This is a genomic window from Nocardia sp. XZ_19_385 (assembly GCF_015355755.1).
Taxonomy (GTDB): Bacteria; Actinomycetota; Actinomycetes; order Mycobacteriales; family Mycobacteriaceae; genus Nocardia.
Window position 1 is genome coordinate 724,920 of record NZ_JACVEE010000002.1, and the last position, 19,320, is coordinate 744,239.

Genomic DNA, 19,320 nt, shown 5'->3' on the forward strand with positions numbered 1-19,320 from the left:
CACGCTCAGCGTTGCTGGGACCGTGCTCCGCGAATAGGTGCTTGGAGCCGCAACATGTGCGCCCGGCACCCACAAGTAATACGTCAACTAGGAGGAACCACCATGGCTCGTGCGGTCGGAATCGACCTCGGGACCACGAACTCGGTCGTCGCCGTTCTCGAAGGCGGCGAACCGGTTGTCGTCGCGAACTCTGAAGGATCGCGCACCACCCCGTCCGTCGTCGCATTCGCGAAGAACGGTGAGGTTCTGGTCGGCCAGCCCGCCAAGAACCAGGCGGTCACCAACGTCGACCGCACCATCCGCTCGGTCAAGCGCCACATCGGCACCGACTGGACCACCGAGATCGACGGCAAGAAGTACACGCCGCAGGAAATCTCCGCGCGCACGCTGATGAAGCTGAAGCGCGACGCCGAGGCCTACCTCGGTGAGGAGATCACCGACGCGGTCATCACCGTCCCCGCCTACTTCGAGGACGCGCAGCGCCAGGCCACCAAGGAAGCCGGCCAGATCGCGGGCCTGAACGTGCTCCGCATCGTCAACGAGCCGACCGCGGCCGCGCTGGCCTACGGCCTGGACAAGGGCGACAAGGAACAGACCATCCTGGTCTTCGACCTCGGTGGCGGCACCTTCGACGTCTCGCTGCTGGAAATCGGCGAGGGCGTCGTCGAGGTTCGCGCCACCTCCGGCGACAACCACCTCGGTGGTGACGACTGGGACGAGCGCGTCGTCACCTGGCTGGTCGACAAGTTCAAGGCCTCGGCCGGCATCGACCTGACCAAGGACAAGATGGCGCTGCAGCGCCTGCGTGAGGCTGCCGAGAAGGCGAAGATCGAGCTCAGCTCCTCGCAGAGCACGTCGATCAACCTGCCCTACATCACCGTGGACGCGGACAAGAACCCGCTGTTCCTCGACGAGCAGCTGACCCGGGCCGAGTTCCAGAAGATCACCTCCGATCTGCTCGACCGCACCCGTGCGCCGTTCCAGCAGGTCATCAAGGACGCCGGCATCAATGTCGCCGATATCGACCACGTGGTCCTGGTCGGTGGCTCCACCCGTATGCCCGCCGTCTCCGAGCTGGTCAAGGAACTGACCGGTGGCCGGGAGCCGAACAAGGGCGTGAACCCGGACGAGGTCGTCGCCGTCGGCGCCGCGCTGCAGGCCGGTGTGCTCAAGGGTGAGGTCAAGGACGTCCTGCTGCTCGATGTCACCCCGCTGTCGCTGGGTATCGAGACCAAGGGCGGCGTGATGACCAAGCTCATCGAGCGCAACACCACCATCCCGACCAAGCGCTCGGAGACCTTCACCACCGCTGATGACAATCAGCCGTCGGTGCAGATCCAGGTGTTCCAGGGTGAGCGTGAGATCGCCTCGCACAACAAGCTGCTCGGCTCCTTCGAGCTGACCGGCCTGCCGCCCGCCCCGCGTGGCGTGCCGCAGATCGAGGTCACCTTCGACATCGACGCCAACGGCATCGTGCACGTGACCGCGAAGGACAAGGGCACCGGCAAGGAAAACAAGATCAAGATCCAGGACGGCTCCGGCTTGTCCAAGGAAGAGATCGACCGGATGGTCAAGGACGCCGAGGCGCACGCCGCCGAGGACAAGGCCCGCCGCGAGGAGGCCGAGACCCGCAACCAGGCCGAGGGTCTGGTGCACCAGACCGAGAAGTTCATCAAGGACAACGAGGACAAGGTCCCGGCCGAGGTCAAGACCAAGGTCGAGGCGGCCATCGCCGAGGCGAACGAGGCGCTGAAGGGCACCGACATCGCCGCTGTGAAGTCCGCGGTGGAGAAGCTGGCGACCGAGTCGCAGGCGCTGGGCCAGGCGATCTACGAATCGCAGGCCGCCGACGCCGCCGCCTCGGGCAACGGTTCCTCGTCCCAGGCCGATGACGACCAGGTCGTCGACGCCGAGGTCGTGGACGACCCGATCGACACGGAGAAGAAGTGACACCGGATAACTCGGAGCAGGAGCCGGTCACCTTCGTGGACAAGCGGAAGATCGACCCCGAAACGGGTGAGGTGCGGGAACCGGTCGCGGCTGAGGAAGCCGTGGCCGGTAACGGCGCCGAAGCGCCCGAAGCCTCCGAGGAACTCGCCGACCCCATCAGCGTGGAACTCGCCGAGCGCACCGCCGACCTGCAGCGGCTGACCGCGGAGTACGCCAACTACCGGCGCCGCGTCGACCGTGACCGCAAGACCGCGATCGACGGCGCGAAGGCATCGGTGGTCACCGAACTGCTCGGCGTGCTCGACGATCTGGACCGGGCCCGCGCGCACGGCGACTTGGAAGGCCCGCTCAAGGCGGTCGCCGACAAGCTCGCCGGCGCACTGCACAAGCAGGGCCTAGAGGAGTTCGGCGCGGAGGGCGAGCCCTTCGACCCGACCTTGCACGAGGCCGTGCAGCACGAGGGTTCCGGCCACGATCCGGTGATCGGGCTCGTCATGCGCAAGGGCTACCGCTTCGGCGACCGGGTGCTTCGGCACGCGCTCGTCGGGGTAACCGATCCGGTGGACCAGGCCGCAGAGCCGGTAGCAGAGACAGAGGCATCGGATGCTGATGCCGAAGCGAACAACGACTAGTGCGAAAGGAGGAGATGCACAGTGAGCCAACGGGAGTGGATCGAAAAGGACTTCTACAAGGAGCTGGGCGTCTCCTCCAACGCCACGCAGGACGAGATCAAGAAGGCCTATCGCAAGCTGGCTCGTGACCTGCACCCGGACGCCAACCCCGGGGACACCAAGGCCGAAGAGAAGTTCAAGACCGTCAGCGAGGCGCACGCCGTGCTGTCGGATCCGGCCAAGCGCAAGGAGTACGACGACACCCGCAGGCTGTTCGCGGGTGGCGGCTACGGTCGTGGCGGGTTCAATCCCGGTGCGACAGGCGGCTTTTCGCAGGACTTCAATATCGGTGACATCTTCGGCGGCGCCGGTGCGACCGCCGACGGTGGCCTCGGTGACCTGTTCGGTGGCCTGTTCAACCGGGGCAGCCAGCGCACCACCAGCCGCCCGCGGCGTGGGTCCGATGTAGAGACCGAGACGACCCTCGGTTTCCGCGAGGCCGCCCAGGGCGTCACCGTTCCGCTGCGCATGACCAGTCCGTCGCCGTGCACCACGTGTCACGGCAGCGGCGCGAAACCGGGGACCAGTCCCCGGGTCTGCCCGAACTGCAACGGAACCGGCGTCATCAGCCGCAACCAGGGCGCGTTCGGTTTCAGCGAGCCGTGTGACGACTGCCGGGGTTCCGGTTCGATCATCGACGACCCGTGCGTCGACTGCCACGGCAGCGGCATCCAGAACCGCACCCGCACCATCACCGTCCGGATTCCGCCGGGCGTCAGTGACGGGCAGCGGATCCGGTTGGCCGGGCAGGGCGAGGCTGGCCTGCGCGGCGCGCCCTCGGGCGATCTGTTCGTGACGGTGCATGTCAGCCAGGACAAGGTCTTCGGCCGCAACGGCGACGACCTGACCCTGGTCCTGCCGGTCAGTTACAGTGAATTGGTGCTGGGCACAACGGTTTCCGTGCCTACGCTGGAGGGTCGAGTCGGCGTGAAGGTACCGCCGGGTACCGCCGATGGGCGCATCCTGCGGGTACGGGGCCGTGGTGTCCCCAAGCGCGCCGGCGGCGCCGGTGACCTGCTGGTCACCGTCAAGGTCGCGGTGCCACAGAAGCTGGACGACGAAGCCAAAGAGGCGCTCGAGCGCTATCAGGAGGCGGAGAAGACCAGCGGTTTCGATCCACGTGCAGGATGGGCAGGTTCGTAATGTCCCACGATCCGAAGAAAGCGCCGGGCTCGGGTTCCGGGGCGACGTCGCGTACCGAGTTCTTCGTGATCTCGGTGGCGGCCCAGTTGGCGGGCATGCACGCGCAGACGCTGCGCACGTATGACCGCCTGGGTCTGGTGACGCCGCAACGCACTTCGGGCGGCGGTCGGCGCTACTCGTCCCGGGATGTCGAGCTGCTGCGCGAGGTGCAGCGGCTGTCCCAGGACGAGGGCGTCAACCTGGCCGGAATCAAGCGGATCATCGAATTGACCAACCAGGTCGAGGAACTGCAGCAGCGGGTGGGCGAGCTGGCCGCCGAGCTGGAGCGGCTGCGGGCGGGCTATCGGCCCGATTTCACGCCGCCGCAACGCAGTACGGCACTGGTGGTCTGGAAGCCGCGACACCAGCGCTAGCAGCTGGCCAGCAACATTGCGGGGCCTCGGGGCCCGGTTCGCCGAAAGGCGGGCTGGATCCCGGGGTCCGTTTTTGTTGCCGCGAACGGTAGCGGACCGGACGCCAGGTTTGCTGGCGACCACGAAAGTTAGCTGGCGAGCCAGGGTTGCCGGATCATCCGACGGATTCCTCGCCCGCCCAGGTCGCCGGATGCGGATCGGTTGCCGGACAAGGTAACTGGCGATATACGCGCTGTTGCCACATGATCGCTCCCGTGGGCCGATTCGGGCGAATCATGCAAAACGGGCCTTGCGAATTCGATGAAATACTGGCCGATTTCGCCGCTAAACACTGAATACCAGTTGGTTTCCAAGGCTTTTGACATTGCGTACCCTCGTTTTAGTGGAATTACACGCGTGATGTTTAAACGAACGATTCCGTAGCTGGCAAACCTCCCCTACACTCCAATCATCGGCTGCTGACGAGTGACCCGCACTACTTTCACTCGCTGGCACGGGCTGTGTTCGAGCACGGAATGGGGTTGTGACGCATATGGATTCGCGGACTGTCGCTTTGATCAGAACCACGTTCAAGGCGGTTGCTGCGGAGGAAGCCGGGCCCGAGAAACTCGCCCGGTCCTTTTATTCGATCTTGTTCACCGAGTATCCCCAGACTCGCGATTTCTTTCCCGCCGCAATGGATTCCCAGCGCGACCGCCTGGTCCGGGCTATCTCCTACGCCCTGGATCGGCTCGAAGAACCGAACAAACTCCTGCCCTTCCTGGCCCAGCTCGGCCGCGACCACCGCAAATACGGCGTGCAGAACGAGCATTACCAAGCGGTGGCGCATTCGCTGAAGACCGCGATGAGCCGCTTCGCCGGCAACGAGATGTGGACCGACGAGGTGGACCGGGCCTGGGACGAGGGCCTGACCCTGATCGCGGACACCATGATCGGCGCCGCCGCGAAGGAATCCACCCCGGCGGTATGGACCGGCACTGTCCTGGAACGGCGGATGGTGCTGCGCAATCTGGCGGTGGTGCGGCTGCGGCTGGATCAGCCGATCCGCTACGCCGCCGGGCAGTACATCAGTGTGCAGGTCCCGGCGCGGCCGCGGATGTGGCGCTACCTCTCACCGTCGGTCCCCGCGAATGCCAACGGCGAGATCGAATTCCACATCCGCGGCGTGCTCGGCGGGTGGGTGAGCCCGGCCATGGTCAACCAGACGAACGTCGGGGACCAATGGCTGCTCGGCTCACCCCTCGGCGGGCTCGGCATCCCGCGCAACACCAAACGCAAGATGTTGATGATCGGCTGCGGTACCGGCATCGCACCGCTGCGCGCCCAGCTCTTGCAGATGGCCCAGCGCCGCACCAACCCGAAGGTGCACCTGTTCGTCGGCGGGCACCATCCCTGCGATCTCTACGACCTGGAGACGCTGAGCAAGCTCGCCACCGCGAACAAGTGGCTCACCGTCACCCCGGTCGCCGAATACGATGAAAACCCCTGGTGGCACCTGGATTCCGGGGAGCTTGAGCCACCCCTACCCGGCCTCGAACCGCGCATGACCGGGCAGATCGGCCGGGTGGTCGCCAGCTTCGGTCCGTGGGCGGACCGCGATGTCCAGATCGTCGGCTCACCGTCGATGGTGCAGACCACCAAGTTCCGCCTGATGGCGGCCGGTACCCAAACCAAGAACATCCGGCACGACCCCCTGTTCTGACCCTGAGTTCCCTTTGCCCGGACGGTGTCTCGCCGTCCCCGCGAAGGTCGGGATCCAAGCGGGTGACGACTATCCGCAGTCTTGGCGACTGGATCCCGGCCTTCGCCGGGTCGACGAGTCAGGCGATGCGGTCTGGTCGGCAATCTTCGCCAACATGGCCAATACATGAACCCGGAGCAAACAGGGCGGGCGGTCGGAATGTTTATCCGGCACTTCTGACCCGCGTCCGGGCTGAACAGCTGGTCGATCCGGAATACGCACCCACCCCTACGCATTTTGGCGAGGCGCTGCGGCGAATCATCGGGGACAATTGAATCGGCGTTTCGCGGTAACGGCGGTTTGCCAGCAACCGACACAACGGGTGGGTCTTTCCGGACCTGAATTCCGCGGCAGCGGATTGTCAAGACCAGCATTGCCGGGGCATCCGGTTTCGAACGAGGTTCACCAATGACAAAGCATGTGACGCTTGGCAGCACTGGCGCACCGTCGAATTCGGTCGCAGCCGCAATGTGGGGGATCATCGGCGATACCGGGGCCCGGTACTGCTCGACAGCGAGGCCATTACGCGGCCCGGATATGTTGCGCCACTGCGGAACCGGTGACAGAGTCGTTCAAGCGCCGGTAAGCTATGTGCTGGCAAACATGATCGGAGATCCTCGTGCCTGACATCGCCTTCGACACGATGCCGTGTGCGCGAGACATCTTCCGGGAGCTGGATTCCACCGCGGGCCGGCGCAACACCCACGCTCCGGTCGTCCATCTCATCCGCGGCCGCTCCGGCACCGGCAAATCCACCTTGCTCGCGGCGATCCGCACGCGGCTGCACGAGCAGGGAATTCCGCTGTGCGACACCGTGTGCCATCCATGCCCGGAGTCCGATCCGGACGGTCCGCGCCCGGCGCTGCTGATCGACAACGCGCACACCCTGGCCCCGGATGATCTCCAAGCCCTGTCCGACATCATCGAATCCGGTCGCTGCACGATCGTCATCGCGGTGCAGCCGCGGCCACACGATCCACACCTGCGGGCGCTGACCGACGCGGTCTCCCGCCGCGGCCGCGTGCTCGACCTGCGCCCGCTCGGCGTCGCCGACATCGGCCCGTTCGCCCGGGAGCTCGGCATGACGGTGCCGCGGCACGTGGCCCAGCACATTCACCAGCACACCGGCGGTATCCGGGGCGGCGTGGTCACCGCGCTGGCCGCGGCCTGCTCGGCCCGTCTCGACGCCGGCATCCCCGCGGTCGAGGTGGCCGTCACCCATTGGGCGCGGACCCTGCTCGACGATCTGGCGCCGGATCTGCTGGAAACACTGGCCGTCGCGACCACGGGCACCGGCTTGGACTCCAGCGAACTCACCGAGGTACTCGGCGTGGAACCCGCAGCCGCCCAGGCGCTCATCGATAGAGCCCGGGCCACCGCCTTGGTCACCGACGCCGATCTGCTGCTGGCCCCGGCCATCGCCCCGCTACGCACCCTGCTCGGCGATCACCGCTACCTCGCCGTACAGCGCCGCTTGTTCACCGCCCGGCTGGAAGCCGGACTACTACGCGACCACACCGCGTTGCTGCTGGCCGAATCCGGTGTCCGCGACCAGCAACTGGCTGAATTCCTCTGTACCGCAGCCGAACACGCGGGCCGCGAGGCGGTGCGCTACTACGCGGCCGCGGCGGCGGCCGGCGCCGACCCTGATCAGATGGCGCTGCGCTGGGCCGAAGCCGCCGCGCAGACCGGCGACGGCGAGACCGCGATGCGCCTGGCCGAGCCGATGCTCGCCCGATCCGGCATCACCGGGACCGATCTCGCCGATGCCGTGCGGATCTGCGCGGCCGTGCTGACCCGCCGCGGCCTGGTGGGCCGCGCCGCCCAGCTCTACACCTGGCTCGGCCCGGACCGCACCGGCGCGGACTGGGCGGTCGGCGCGACCGTGCACTACCTCGCGGGCAACACCGCGACCGCGGCGAAACTGGCGGAGTCGGCGCCGCAGTGGCCGCCGACCGAGGCCAGCGCCCAGGCCCGGCTCATCGCCGTCGCCCTGGCCGACACCCTCGCCGAATCCGACACCGAAACCCGAACCGCCGCAGCGGTTTCCGCGCTCGTGCAGGCCGCCGACAGCGGCCCGGGCGCGGACGTCTTCCTGCCGTGCACCGCGGTGTCCATCGCGGCCCTGCTCTGCCTGAGCACCGGCGCACCACAGCGCGCCGCCGACGCCTTGCAGCGCGCCACCGCGGGCGGCCTGCGCTGCCATCAACTCCAGGTGCTCTCGGCCTGGACGGCCCTGCTCGACGGCGACGAACAGGGTGCAGCCGCGATCGCCGCCACCTTGAACTGGGACCAACTCGACATCCGCGACCGGCTGCTGGCCCACGGCGTCGTGGTCGGCTTGGCCCGCCGGGCCGGCGATCACGCCGCCCTGACCCGGGCCTGGCAGGCGGCCTGCCCGCTGTTCGACGCGGTCGACGCCGACCTGCTCACCATGCTGCCGATCGGTGAACTGTGGACCGCGGGCGTGCTGCTGCACGAGGAACGCCGCGTCGCCCCGCTCGTCGAGGCCGCGCAGGCGCTGCTGCGCCGCGTTCAGCAGCCGCCCGGCTGGGCCAACATCTTCCACTGGTATGCCGTGCAGGCGGCGATCGCGGCGCACAACCCGGAGCGGCTGCTCGCCGCGGCCCGCCCGCTCGACACCGCCGCCACCGCGGGCGACCGGCACGCGGCCGCGCTCGCGCTGGCCGCCCGCAGCTGGATCTCGGTGCTGCGCAAACAGATCGTGGCCACCCGGGTGGAAGCCGCGGTCACCGGCTTGCGCGGCTTCGGCCTGGCCCGCGAGGCCGCCCAGCTCGCCGCCGCGTCCGCCACGGCCGCCGCGGCCGATGCCGTCACCTCCGCCGCCCTCGGTGAGCTCGCCCGCGCCGCCCGGGCCGAACTGCGCCCGCAGCAGCATTCGCCCGCACCCGCGCCCGCCGCGGGCGACCAGCTCGCGCCGGCCGCCGAGGCCGACGCGGTGCTGAGCGAACGCGAACGCGAGGTCGCCGAGCTGGTGCTGCTCGGCCTCACCTACCGGGAGATCGGAGCACGGCTATACATTTCCGCGAAAACGGTGGAGCATCATGTCGCCCGGATCCGACGCCGGATCGGTGCGACCTCACGCTCGGAGTTATTGTCGATGCTTCGCGCCATGGGGTGTGCAGCTCACCAACAGGGCTCGCTACCCGTGTGAGTTCCGGCGCGGTCGATCTAGATCGAAGCGAGGAAATTGGATGGCCACTGGGGTGGGCCTGCGGATCGCCGAGGACGAGTGCACGGCGGCGATCGTCACCGACGCGGGCGAGCTGCAGTATGTCGTCCGCGAGTCGGTCCTGCACATGGCCGAGGACGGTGACACCGTGCTCGGTGGCCCGCCGCCGGCCGGGAACTCGCATTCCATCAGCGGATTCATCGCCTCGGTCGGTGATCCGAACGGCCTGCCGGTCGACGACGGCGAGGCCTACCGAGCCGAGGACCTGGTCGCGACCGCGCTGTTCTGCCTGATCAACCTGACCGCCGAACACCTCAGCGGCCCCGCCGAGTTCTACGCGACCCATCCGGCGCACTGGCTGACGCAGGACGTCCAGGCACTGCGCGAAGCCCTGGATTACCTGGGCCTACGGTCGGTGGTGCTGGTCAGCGAGGCGGATCTGCCCGCCGTCGACACCGCCGAGCCGAACAAGGCCTTCGCCTACGACGCCGCCCGCGCCGCGCTCGCCGCGGTGCTCGCGACCCCGGCCGGCGCCACACCGCCGGACCCGACCAACGCCGAGAACTCGACCGTGGTCACCGACATCATCCCCACGGTGCCCGCGGCCGCGTCGGCCGCGCAGGCCTACTCCGCGGCCCTGCCCGCCGCGAGTCCGCTGCCCGTGGTCACCCCCACGCCGACCGAGGTGCTCACCGGCGAGCCGGCCGAAACACCCGCCCCCGCCGCGCGCCGCAACCGCATTCCCCTGCTGATCGCCGCCGCGGTGCTGCTCGGGCTGGTGCTGGGCGGCATCGGCGTCGCCGTGCTGTTCCGCGGCACGGACACCACCGAGGTCCCGACGGTCCGCGACGCCAAATCCGATCAGGCCACCGTCACCCCGACGACCGCGCCGCCGCCGGAGCCCATCGCGCCGCCGACCACCGAACCGCCGGTCACCATCACCACGACCGAAGAGCCGGAACCGACGACCACGCCGCCACCGCCGACCACCACGGCCGAGCCCACCACCACCGAACCGCCGACCAGCACGCGCCGGACGACCACCACGCGTCCCGGCTTCGGCAGCCCGCCGGCCTGGGAGCCACCCGAAAACGATTGGACCCCACCGACGATCGTGATACCGGTCCCGAACTGAATCAGTCGATTCAGTAGCGACCAACCCCGGTTTGTGCCCTAAAGTGATCCGCTGATGGGAAGACTGCGCGCCAACGGATCTGGTGCACGGATGTAGCTGGCACACCTGTGCCTACGAAGGGACTTCATGCGCAAGTTGGTGGCGCGTCGCGCCGCGGTCAAGGCAGCCTCGATCGGCATCGCCGCGACCGTTCTCCTCGCCCCCGTCCTCGCCACCACGCCCGCCTCGGCGGAACCGTCGGCACCCGCGCAGTTGACCGTCGAAAGCTTGCCCGCAGAACTCGCCCAGGCCATCGAGCGCGATCTGAAGATCTCCCCGGCGGAGTATTTGGAGCGTGCCGCGAAGGCCCAGCTGCTCAGCACCTACGCTCGCGACTTCCGAGCCGCCCAGCCCGAGACCTACGCCGGCGCCTGGATCGGCCCGGACGGCAAACCCGTTGTGGCCGTGACCTCCCCGGACGCCGCGAAGATCGCGGCGGCCGCCGGCTACCAGACCCGTCTGGCGCCGGTCTCCGCGGCCAAACTGGAGACCTCGCTGACGCAGGTGAACCAGTGGATCGCCACGCTGCCGGTGAGCCTGTCCGACGCGATCAACTCGGTGGCCATCGACTTCTTGAACAGCCAGCTGGTGCTCAGCGTCGCCAACACCACCGTGGGGCACGCGCTGAACCTGCCCACCCTGCTCGCCAACGTGAAGGTCATCCTCTCGCCCGGCGGCGGTGGTCCGGTGGAGCGCCGTCCGATGGGCGGCGACACCTACATCAGCGCGCCGAAGGCGCTCGACGATGCCTCGCTCGAGGGCGTCGACGTCTGCTCGTTCGGCTTCAACAGCACCGACGCCGCCGGCAACGCGCTCAATATCAGTGCGGGCCACTGCAATCCGAACCTCGGCAAGGCCGACGAGAGGGCCACGGTCTACTACCCGAACGTCAAGGACATCCCGAACAGCCCCGAGCTCGGCACCTTCGTCTCGGCCAAGGTGGGCGGCGACAGCGGCCTGGACTACGCGGTGATCCAGCTGACCGATCGCGCGGTGCGCGCCGGCATGGATCAGCCCGCGGTGCGCGGCGCCAACGGCACCACCCTGACCATCACCGGTACCGCCGAGCCGATCACCGGCGCCCCGATCTGCAAGTCCGGCCAGTCCTCCACGTTCACCTGTGGCTTCGTGGTCGCCGACCGGGTCGAGACCCAGCTCTACACCGCCGACGGCGTGAGCCGGATCGTGCGCGGCTTCGCCAGCTCGGCCTGCACCCTGGGCGGTGACAGCGGCGGCGCGATCGTCTCCGGCACGCTGGCGCTCGGCATCACCAGCGGCTCCAACGCCGCCGACGCACCGAACTGCAACGAGGCGAACACCGCGCTCGCGCCCTACGGCGGCACCGCCACGCTGGGCATTCCGATCCGGCCGATTCTGTTCGATATCGAAGCCTCCGCAGGTGGCGGTCTCGGCAGCGGCATCACGGTGCGCACCCGGCCGAACGCCGGATAACCCGCCCAGATCGATAGTTCGGCGAAACAGCATCTTTGGAGTAGTGATACCGGACGGGACCCCATATAGTTTCGGCATGCGTCTGCCACGTCTGGGAAAGTTCCGTTCGAAATCCGCGATCGCCGCTTCGGCGGCGATTCTGCTGTTCGCACCTACCGCGGCAGTGGCGAACGCCGAACCGGAACCGGCCCCGGCGCCCGCACTGCCCGTGGAGCTGATCACCGCCATCGCCCGTGACCTGAAGATCTCGCCGGAGGAATACCTGCGCCGGTCCGATGTGTCCCAGGAGCTCGCGTCCTTCGCGGCCACCGCGCAGCGGCAGTTCCCGGAGGTCTACGGCGGCTCGTGGCTCAACGAGACCGGGCAGGCCGTCGTGGCGCTGACCCAGGGTCCCGGCGCGGACGAGGCCCGCAAGGCCGCCCAGGACGCCGGCTTCGAGGTCCGCACCGTGGCCAAGAGCGAGTCCGCGCTGCGCGGTGAGAAGTCCGCGTTCCAGCGCTGGCTGGACGAGCAGCCCGAGCCGGTCGCCGCCCTGATCCGTGGCGTCGCGATCGACACCGTCAACAACAGCATCGCGGTGCGGGTGGACCAGCCCGGCCTGCCGATGCCGAGCTTCGTCGACCCGTCCCGCGTCCTGGTGATGGCGCCGCCGGTGGCCGCCGAGCAGCTGCCCGAGGCCGCCCCGATCGCGGGCGCGATCGAGCGTGGCTCGCTCACCGGTGGCGACGGTTACGCCTCGGTCGCCGGGCGCACCTCGCTGCGCTGCTCGTTCGGCTTCAACGGCACCCTCGGCGGCAAGCCCGTCAACATCACCGCCGGGCACTGCAACCCCGCCCTCGATCAGCCCACCGCCGTACACGAACTGGTCGGTGACCGGCTGGGTACCAAGCTCGGCGCCTTCCAGAAGTCGGTGCTCGGCAGCCAGGACTACTCCATCCTGCGGGTCGAGGACGAGCAGAAGGGACGCTTCGACAACAGCGGCGTCAAGTCCGGCGGCGCCCCGATCGTGGTCGACGGCGTGGCTGACCCGGTGGTCGGCGCCCCGGTCTGCAAGTCCGGTTCGCGCACCGGGTTCAGCTGCGGCGTGATCAATGCGGTCGACCAGACCGTGCAGGTCGGCGATCGCGAGCTCACCCAGAGCTTCTCGGCCAATATCTGCGCCCTCCCCGGCGACAGCGGCGGCCCGATCGTCAGCGGCCGCCGCGCGCTCGGCATCTCCAGCGCGTCCTCGGTCGCCGACTACCCGGTCTGCGCGATCCCCGAGTTCCTCGGCCTGCTCACCGGGAACGCGCCGCAGCTGTTCGCGCAGCCGCTGAACGTGGTGCTCTCCGACAACCCAGGCCTGCGCGTCAACACCAACTGACACCTGCCCTGTGAAAAGGCCGACAGCCGTGAGCTGTCGGCCTTTTCGCTTTCTCGAGGCACGCTGAAGGTATGTGTTTGGTGTTGCTCGGCTGGCGCGTACATCCGGAATACCGGTTGATCGTCGCGGCCAATCGAGACGAGTTCTATACCCGGCCCGCCGAACCGATGCGCTGGTGGCCGGAGGTCCCCGGCGTCCTGGCCGGCCGGGATCTGGGCGCGCGCGGCGGGATCGGCACCTGGCTCGGGCTCGCCACCGCCGCCGGGCGGTTCGCGGGGGTGACGAATGTGCGCAACCCGAAAGGTGAACGCGCTGACGCTCGTTCCCGCGGGTCACTGCTCATGGACTATCTACGCGGCGACCAAGATCTCCGCGGCCCCGGAAAGTACCTTCACGACGTCGCTGCCGGACCGGACGACTACAACGGGTACCACGTGGTGGCCTCGGATCTCGCGACGCTCTGGTGGCATTCCAACGGCAGGCCCGGGGAGCCGCGGGAATTGGCGCCCGGCTTCCACGGACTTTCCAACGGCCCGTCGCTCGCCTCCGCCGCACCGGGCCCGGCCGCGGAGCTGATCGCACCCGATCCGATCTGGCCGAAAGTGCGCGACGGTGTCGACGGGCTGCGCAAAGTGGTGGAGTCCGAGCCGGCCGCCGTGGACCGGTATTTCGAGGTGCTGGCCGACCGGACCGCGGCGCCCGATGATCAGTTGCCCGACACCGGGATTCCCCGCGACCTGGAGCGGGCGGCCTCGGCTCGGTTCGTCTCGCACCTGGCGCACGGGACCCGCGCGAGCACCGTGCTCCTGATGCGGGAGGACGGGACGTTCGAGATGGCCGAGCGGACCTTCGGCCGGTTGGGCCGGCCGAAGGGGAAGGTGGCGTTCAGCGGAACCGTCGACCTACCGGACTGACCTCCGTGCAAAAGCCGAGTGGCCCGCTCCCAAAGGGGAACGGGCCACTCGGATCACGCTTGTCCGAATTACTACTTCGGCTGGTTCGCGTTCATGTTCTGGTCGCTCCACTTGCTGTTGCCCGGCGCGGCCTGCAGGGTCTCCAGCAGATCCATACCAGCGATCGCCAGTGCGGGGCCACCGATGGCAACCGTGCCGAGGATGCCGCCGATACCGGCACCGGCGACAGCGGCCGGAATGCAGCCGATTCCCAAGAGGGGCAGACCGAGGATGCACCCGATGATGCCGCCGACAACGACACCGACGGCGGTACCGACGAATCCACCGACTGCCGTAGCCAAACCGAACTGGGTGGAGAAGTTGTTCATGGCCCGCTGATCTTCGATCGGCGAGGCCACCGACTTAATGTTGACGGTGTTGGCCACCTGGTTGGCGGGCAGGTTGGCCGGGCGCTCGGTCAGCAGCTCGAGCACCGTGCCGTCTTCCTTCACGACCGGCTTGACCGGAATCTCGATGCCCGCGACGTCGAACTTCATCGGCAGGCTCATCACGAGCGCGCCGGTTTCGTCCTTGATGTTGGCGATCTCGGTGATCTTCGGCTTGTCGGCCGGATCAGCGGCCGGCTCTTCCGTCGTCGAAAGCTCGAACGTTCCCCCTAGGAGCTTCGCGACGACGGTCTTGTCCACCAGCTTCACCGAGTACTTGAGCTCAGCGGGAGCCGGAGCGGCCGGGTCAGCGTGCGTGGTCCCCATACCCACGGTCATCGCACCGATGACCAACGCTGCAGCCGCCGTGGTTCTGCGGAAGTTCATTCAGTTTCCAATCCTTCATCAGAGTCGTCCGCGAGCCAGGCCTTCGTCACGCGAGATCGCTCTTCAACCCGAAAGGCGGTTGGGCCCTTGCGGATTCTCCCCGAGCAGTGTGAAGACAGGCTGATGCAAACAGAACGAGCCGAGCGTAATCGAATCGCAGCAAAGATGCGAGATCCATTACGTAATCAGCACATTCCGGCTACGAGTCAGTACAACGCTGAGTACTAAGCCTGGCCTTACCGCAGGTAGCGCGAAGGCCGCCGTTACGGTGGTGATTCGCCCGGACTCACGAGGGATGGGTACCGATCCGGTGAAATTGCTCACAGGCAATTTGCAGGTCAAGCCCCAGCAAGAGGGGGCACTTCGCAACTGCCGATCGTACAATGAGTCCCATAAGTTACCGGTGGGTAACTTACTGGCGGTTACGATACGAGCCAACTGTGGTCGGCAGTACCACGACAGCTCGTGTTGCCACGAAAGAAAGGTCGCGACATGAATGCCCTGACAGTGACGCTGGGCGTGATTGGGGCGGCGCTCACCCTCCTGTGCTGGGCGTCGTTCATCGACGGCGTCCGGAAGATCGCTCGCACGGTCATGCTGGGCCAGAGCGCACCGGATCGGTGGCGGCCGTTCCTGCCTCGCTTCAAGCAGATGATGGTGGAGTTCCTGGCGCACACGCGCATGAACAAGTTCCGCACCGTCGGCTGGGCGCACTGGCTGGTCATGATCGGCTTCCTCGCCGGCTTCATCCTCTGGTTCGAGGCGTACGGGCAGGCGATCGACCCGCACTTCCACTGGCCGATCATCGGCAACTGGGGCATCTACCACCTGATGGACGAGATCCTCGGCATCGGAACGGTAGTCGGCATCATCACGCTGATCGTCATTCGCCAGCTGAACCATCCTCGGGTGCCGGAACGGCTGTCCCGCTTCAGCGGTTCCAAGTTCGGCCCCGCGTACGTGATCGAATCCATCGTCCTCGTCGAGGGCCTGGGCATGGTCTTCGTGAAGGCCGGCAAGATCGCGACCTACGGCGGATCCCACACCTGGTCGGACTTCTTCACCCAGCAGGTCGCCAAGCTGCTGCCCGCCAGCCCGGTCATGGTGTCGATCTTCGCGCTGATCAAGCTGCTCTCCGGCGCGCTGTTCCTGTTCCTGGTCGGCCGCAACATCACCTGGGGCGTGGCCTGGCACCGCTTCTCGGCCTTCCCGAACATCTACTTCAAGCGCGAGGACGACGGCGGCGTCGCCCTGGGCGCGGTCAAGCCGATGATGTCCAACGGCAAGCTCCTGGACATGGAGAACGTCGACGCCGACAACGACATCATGGGCGCCGGCAAGATCGAGGACTTCTCCTGGAAGGGCATCCTCGACTTCACCACGTGTACCGAATGTGGCCGCTGCCAGTCGCAGTGCCCCGCCTGGAACACCGGTAAGCCGCTGTCGCCGAAACTGCTGATCATGTCGCTGCGTGACCACGGCTACGCCAAGGCCCCGTACCTGCTGGCCGGTGGCCGCAAGGATGCGGGCGGCGACGAGATCGGCCTGGTCGACGCCGAGGGCAAGCCGAACGAGGCTGCGCTGGCCCGCATTTCCGATGCCGCCAAGGCCGAGGCGGAGCGTCCGCTCGTCGGCGGCGAGGATGTCAGCGGCATCATCGATCCCGAGGTGCTGTGGTCGTGCACCACCTGTGGCGCTTGCGTGGAGCAGTGCCCGGTCGATATCGAGCACGTCGACCACATCATCGACATGCGCCGCTACCAGGTGCTGATCGAGTCGGAGTTCCCGTCCGAGCTCGCGGGTCTGTTCAAGAACCTGGAGAACAAGGGCAACCCGTGGGGCCAGAACGCCAAGGACCGGCTCAACTGGATCAACGAGATGGACTTCCAGATCCCGGTTTACGGGAAGGACGCCGACTCGTTCGACGGCTATGAGTACCTGTTCTGGGTCGGTTGCGCCGGCGCCTACGAGGACCGCGCCAAGAAGACCACCAAGGCCGTCGCCGAACTGCTCGCCACCGCGGGCACCAAGTTCATGGTGCTCGGCCAGGGCGAGACCTGCACCGGCGACTCGGCGCGCCGCGCGGGCAACGAGTTCCTGTTCCAGCAGCTGGCGCAGCAGAACATCGAGACCATCAACGAGGTCTTCGACGGCGTCGAGCAGAGCAAGAAGAAGATCGTCGTCACCTGTGCGCACTGCTTCAACGCGCTCAACAACGAGTACCCGCAGATCGGTGGCACCTACGAGGTCGTGCACCACACCCAGCTGCTCAATCGCCTGGTGCGGCAGAAGAAGCTGGTGCCGGTGGCCTCGGTGACCCAGAACGTCACCTACCACGACCCCTGCTACCTGGGCCGGCACAACAAGGTCTACAACGCACCGCGTGAGCTGATGGAAGCCTCGGGTTCGACGCTGATCGAAATGCCGCGGCACGGCGAACGTTCCATGTGCTGTGGCGCCGGTGGCGCGCGCATGTGGATGGAAGAGCAGCTCGGCAAGCGCATCAACATCGACCGGGTAGACGAGGCGCTGTCCACCATCGACTCCTCCCCCGGCGCCGGCACCAAGATCGCGACCGGCTGCCCGTTCTGCCGCGTCATGCTCTCCGACGGCGTTACCGCCCGCCAGGACGACATGGACGCCGCCGACCGCGTGGAGGTCGTGGACGTCTCCCAGCTGATGCTGGACGCGATCACCCGCGTCGACGCCAAGCAGCTCGGCGAGAACCTGGTCGTCATCCAGGAGCCCAAGCAGGCCAAGGCCGAACCCGAGCCTGCCGCAGCCGAACCCGTCGCCGAGAAAGCGGAAGCCCCGGCTGCCGCGACCAAGGCTCCGGCCGGTGGCGGACTCGCCATGAAGGGCCCCGCCAAGGCTCCCGGTGGCGGCGGTCTGGCCATGAAGGGCCCCGCGAAAGCTCCCGGCGGCGGTCTCGGCATGAAGGGCGCCGCCAAGGCCCCGGGCGCCAAGGCCACCGAACCGGCAGCCGACGAGAAGCCCGCGGCCCCGGTCAAGGGTCTCGCCATGAAGGGGCCGGCCAAGGCCCCCGGCAAGGGCCTGGCCATGAAGGGCGCGGCGAAAGCCCCGGGCGCCAAGGATGATTCGGCCCCCGCCGCCGAAACCCCGGCCACTGAGCCCCCTGCGGCTCCGCCGGTCAAGGGTCTCGGCATGAAGGGCGGCGCGAAGGCCCCGGGCGGCGGTCTCGCCATGAAGGGCGCGGCCAAGGCGCCGGGCGCAAAAGCACCCGCCGCCGCTCCGGAACCGGCCGCCGCGGAAACCCCGGCCGCCGAACCGGTTTCGGCCCCGTCCGAAGAGGTCAAGCCGACCGTCGCCCCCAAGGGCCTGGCCATGAAGTCCGGCTTCAAGCGCCCCGGCCCGAAGGCTCCGGGCGCAGCAACCCCGGCGGCCACCCCCGCTGAACCGGCCCCCGGCGAGGAAGCACCGGCCCCCGCCCCCGAGGAGCCGACAGCCGAGGCGGACCAGCCCGCCAACGGCAACGGCACCACCCCGGTGGCCCCGCCGACCGCCAAGCCCGGCGGCCTCGGCTTCAAGTCGGGCGCGAAAGCCCCGGGCCGGAAGAACTGAACAGACAAATAACTCGGCCCGGATCCACCACGGATCCGGGCCGAGTCATTTTCAGTGCTACTCAGTGTCTTTCGGATGCCCTGGCGTACACCGCTCGAGCAGCACCTGCCCGGCGTTACGTCCCCCTCGGGGAGCTGGATTCACGAAGTACCAAAGCCTGCCGCCATCGGTGAACTTGTACTGGTACCGCTGATAGGTCCGACCGCCCAGGGTGCCGTACCGAAGGCTACCTTTGAGCGGATAGAGCCTGCCGGATTCAGCCTCGGGCTCACGTGCCAGCTGATCCCAGGCATCGATAATCGCGTTGCGGGCAGCGGCGAGGCAATCCACCCAACCCTTCTCGGCAGTCCGGGTACCGAAGGTGATCTCGAATTCCGAGCGTTTGAGCGGCCGCGGTACAGCCCTGTTCTTGCTCACTCCACATCCTCCGAGTCTGGATCGGTCGGGTCGTCCTCGAAATATTCCAAGTCTGAGCCATCAACACAGATCCGCGGATCCGCATACGCTGCGGCAGTCTCCTTCCACGCCTCCAGCATTCGGGATGCCGCTCCCATCCGCCCCACCGCGATACCCGCCCGTGCTTCCGCGAGAAACTCGTGGACGAACGTCTCGCGGTCCTCCACCGGAAGGAGCGTGACCCATGGGAACGAAATCGAGAGTCGGCCCACCAACCGCTCCATAAGTCCATCGTCCAAGGCAAGCGTGATCAGCTGAGCCAGGACGGCGAGAATCGCGTCATAGGATTCGTCCGCCGCGGCATCAGATAGCCGAACCGATGGCGCCGACCGGCGGAGGAGAATGACCTCACCCTCCTCCTCCATCTTCTCCATCACGCCATTTGGATCGCGTAGGAACTCGGTCCACGTCGCCGTAACAGTCATGCATAAAACGTATCAGATGTACATCTGATGT

14 protein-coding genes are annotated in these 19,320 nt (G+C 67.6%); 11 read left to right on the forward strand and 3 right to left on the reverse strand.

From position 1 onward, the window contains the following. Positions 1-102: 102 nt before the first annotated feature. The 10 genes from dnaK (at position 103) to IBX22_RS16095 (ending at position 14,014) form a co-directional block, all read left to right on the forward strand. The gene (gene dnaK / locus IBX22_RS16050) at positions 103-1,950 is read left to right on the forward strand and encodes a molecular chaperone DnaK (RefSeq protein WP_194816369.1); all 1,848 of its coding nucleotides are present in this window, start codon (positions 103-105) and stop codon (positions 1,948-1,950) included. After that, positions 1,947-2,582, forward strand: a complete 636-nt coding sequence (grpE, locus tag IBX22_RS16055; protein ID WP_194816370.1) for a nucleotide exchange factor GrpE — start codon at positions 1,947-1,949, stop codon at positions 2,580-2,582. The genes dnaK and grpE overlap by 4 nt, the downstream gene beginning before the upstream one ends. A gap of 21 nt (positions 2,583-2,603) precedes the next feature. Then, positions 2,604-3,764 carry a molecular chaperone DnaJ gene (gene dnaJ / locus IBX22_RS16060; protein WP_194816371.1) on the forward strand — a complete coding sequence of 387 codons (1,161 nt, stop codon included), beginning with the start codon at positions 2,604-2,606 and terminating at the stop codon, positions 3,762-3,764. After that, positions 3,764-4,177, forward strand: a complete 414-nt coding sequence (locus IBX22_RS16065) for a heat shock protein transcriptional repressor HspR (RefSeq protein ID WP_194816372.1) — start codon at positions 3,764-3,766, stop codon at positions 4,175-4,177. The genes dnaJ and IBX22_RS16065 overlap by 1 nt, the downstream gene beginning before the upstream one ends. A 532-nt stretch (positions 4,178-4,709) precedes the next feature. Then, the gene (locus tag IBX22_RS16070) at positions 4,710-5,879 is read left to right on the forward strand and encodes a globin domain-containing protein (RefSeq protein ID WP_194816373.1); all 1,170 of its coding nucleotides are present in this window, start codon (positions 4,710-4,712) and stop codon (positions 5,877-5,879) included. Positions 5,880-6,537: 658 nt separating this feature from the next. Next, positions 6,538-9,093 carry a LuxR C-terminal-related transcriptional regulator gene (locus tag IBX22_RS16075; RefSeq protein ID WP_194816374.1) on the forward strand — a complete coding sequence of 852 codons (2,556 nt, stop codon included), beginning with the start codon at positions 6,538-6,540 and terminating at the stop codon, positions 9,091-9,093. A 40-nt stretch (positions 9,094-9,133) separates the two neighbouring features. Then, positions 9,134-10,246, forward strand: coding sequence for a hypothetical protein (locus IBX22_RS16080; RefSeq protein ID WP_194816375.1), 1,113 nt, complete (start codon positions 9,134-9,136; stop codon positions 10,244-10,246). Between the two features lie 126 nt (positions 10,247-10,372). Beyond that, positions 10,373-11,737, forward strand: a complete 1,365-nt coding sequence (locus tag IBX22_RS16085; RefSeq protein ID WP_194816376.1) for a S1 family peptidase — start codon at positions 10,373-10,375, stop codon at positions 11,735-11,737. A gap of 76 nt (positions 11,738-11,813) precedes the next feature. After that, entirely contained in the window at positions 11,814-13,100 is a 1,287-nt protein-coding gene (locus tag IBX22_RS16090) for a S1 family peptidase (RefSeq protein WP_194816377.1), read from the forward strand. 71 nt (positions 13,101-13,171) lie between these two features. After that, positions 13,172-14,014 (forward strand): NRDE family protein, encoded by an 843-nt coding sequence (locus tag IBX22_RS16095; RefSeq protein WP_194816378.1) that lies wholly within the window; start codon positions 13,172-13,174, stop codon positions 14,012-14,014. Between the two features lie 71 nt (positions 14,015-14,085). On the opposite strand, the gene IBX22_RS16100 is transcribed toward IBX22_RS16095, so the two are convergent. Then, positions 14,086-14,826 carry a hypothetical protein gene (locus IBX22_RS16100; protein ID WP_194816379.1) on the reverse strand — a complete coding sequence of 247 codons (741 nt, stop codon included), beginning with the start codon at positions 14,824-14,826 and terminating at the stop codon, positions 14,086-14,088. A gap of 492 nt (positions 14,827-15,318) precedes the next feature. Between IBX22_RS16100 and IBX22_RS16105 the strand changes: the two genes are divergently transcribed. After that, on the forward strand, positions 15,319-18,408 hold the full coding sequence (locus IBX22_RS16105; RefSeq protein ID WP_194816380.1) for a (Fe-S)-binding protein: 3,090 nt from the start codon (positions 15,319-15,321) through the stop codon (positions 18,406-18,408). Between the two features lie 57 nt (positions 18,409-18,465). Here IBX22_RS16105 and IBX22_RS16110 read toward each other — a convergent pair whose 3' ends face one another. Continuing rightward, complete coding sequence (locus IBX22_RS16110; protein WP_194816381.1) at positions 18,466-18,825, reverse strand: hypothetical protein; 360 nt, start codon at positions 18,823-18,825, stop codon at positions 18,466-18,468. Continuing rightward, positions 18,822-19,289 carry a hypothetical protein gene (locus IBX22_RS16115; RefSeq protein ID WP_194816382.1) on the reverse strand — a complete coding sequence of 156 codons (468 nt, stop codon included), beginning with the start codon at positions 19,287-19,289 and terminating at the stop codon, positions 18,822-18,824. The genes IBX22_RS16110 and IBX22_RS16115 overlap by 4 nt, the downstream gene beginning before the upstream one ends. Between the last annotated feature and the right edge of the window lie 31 nt (positions 19,290-19,320).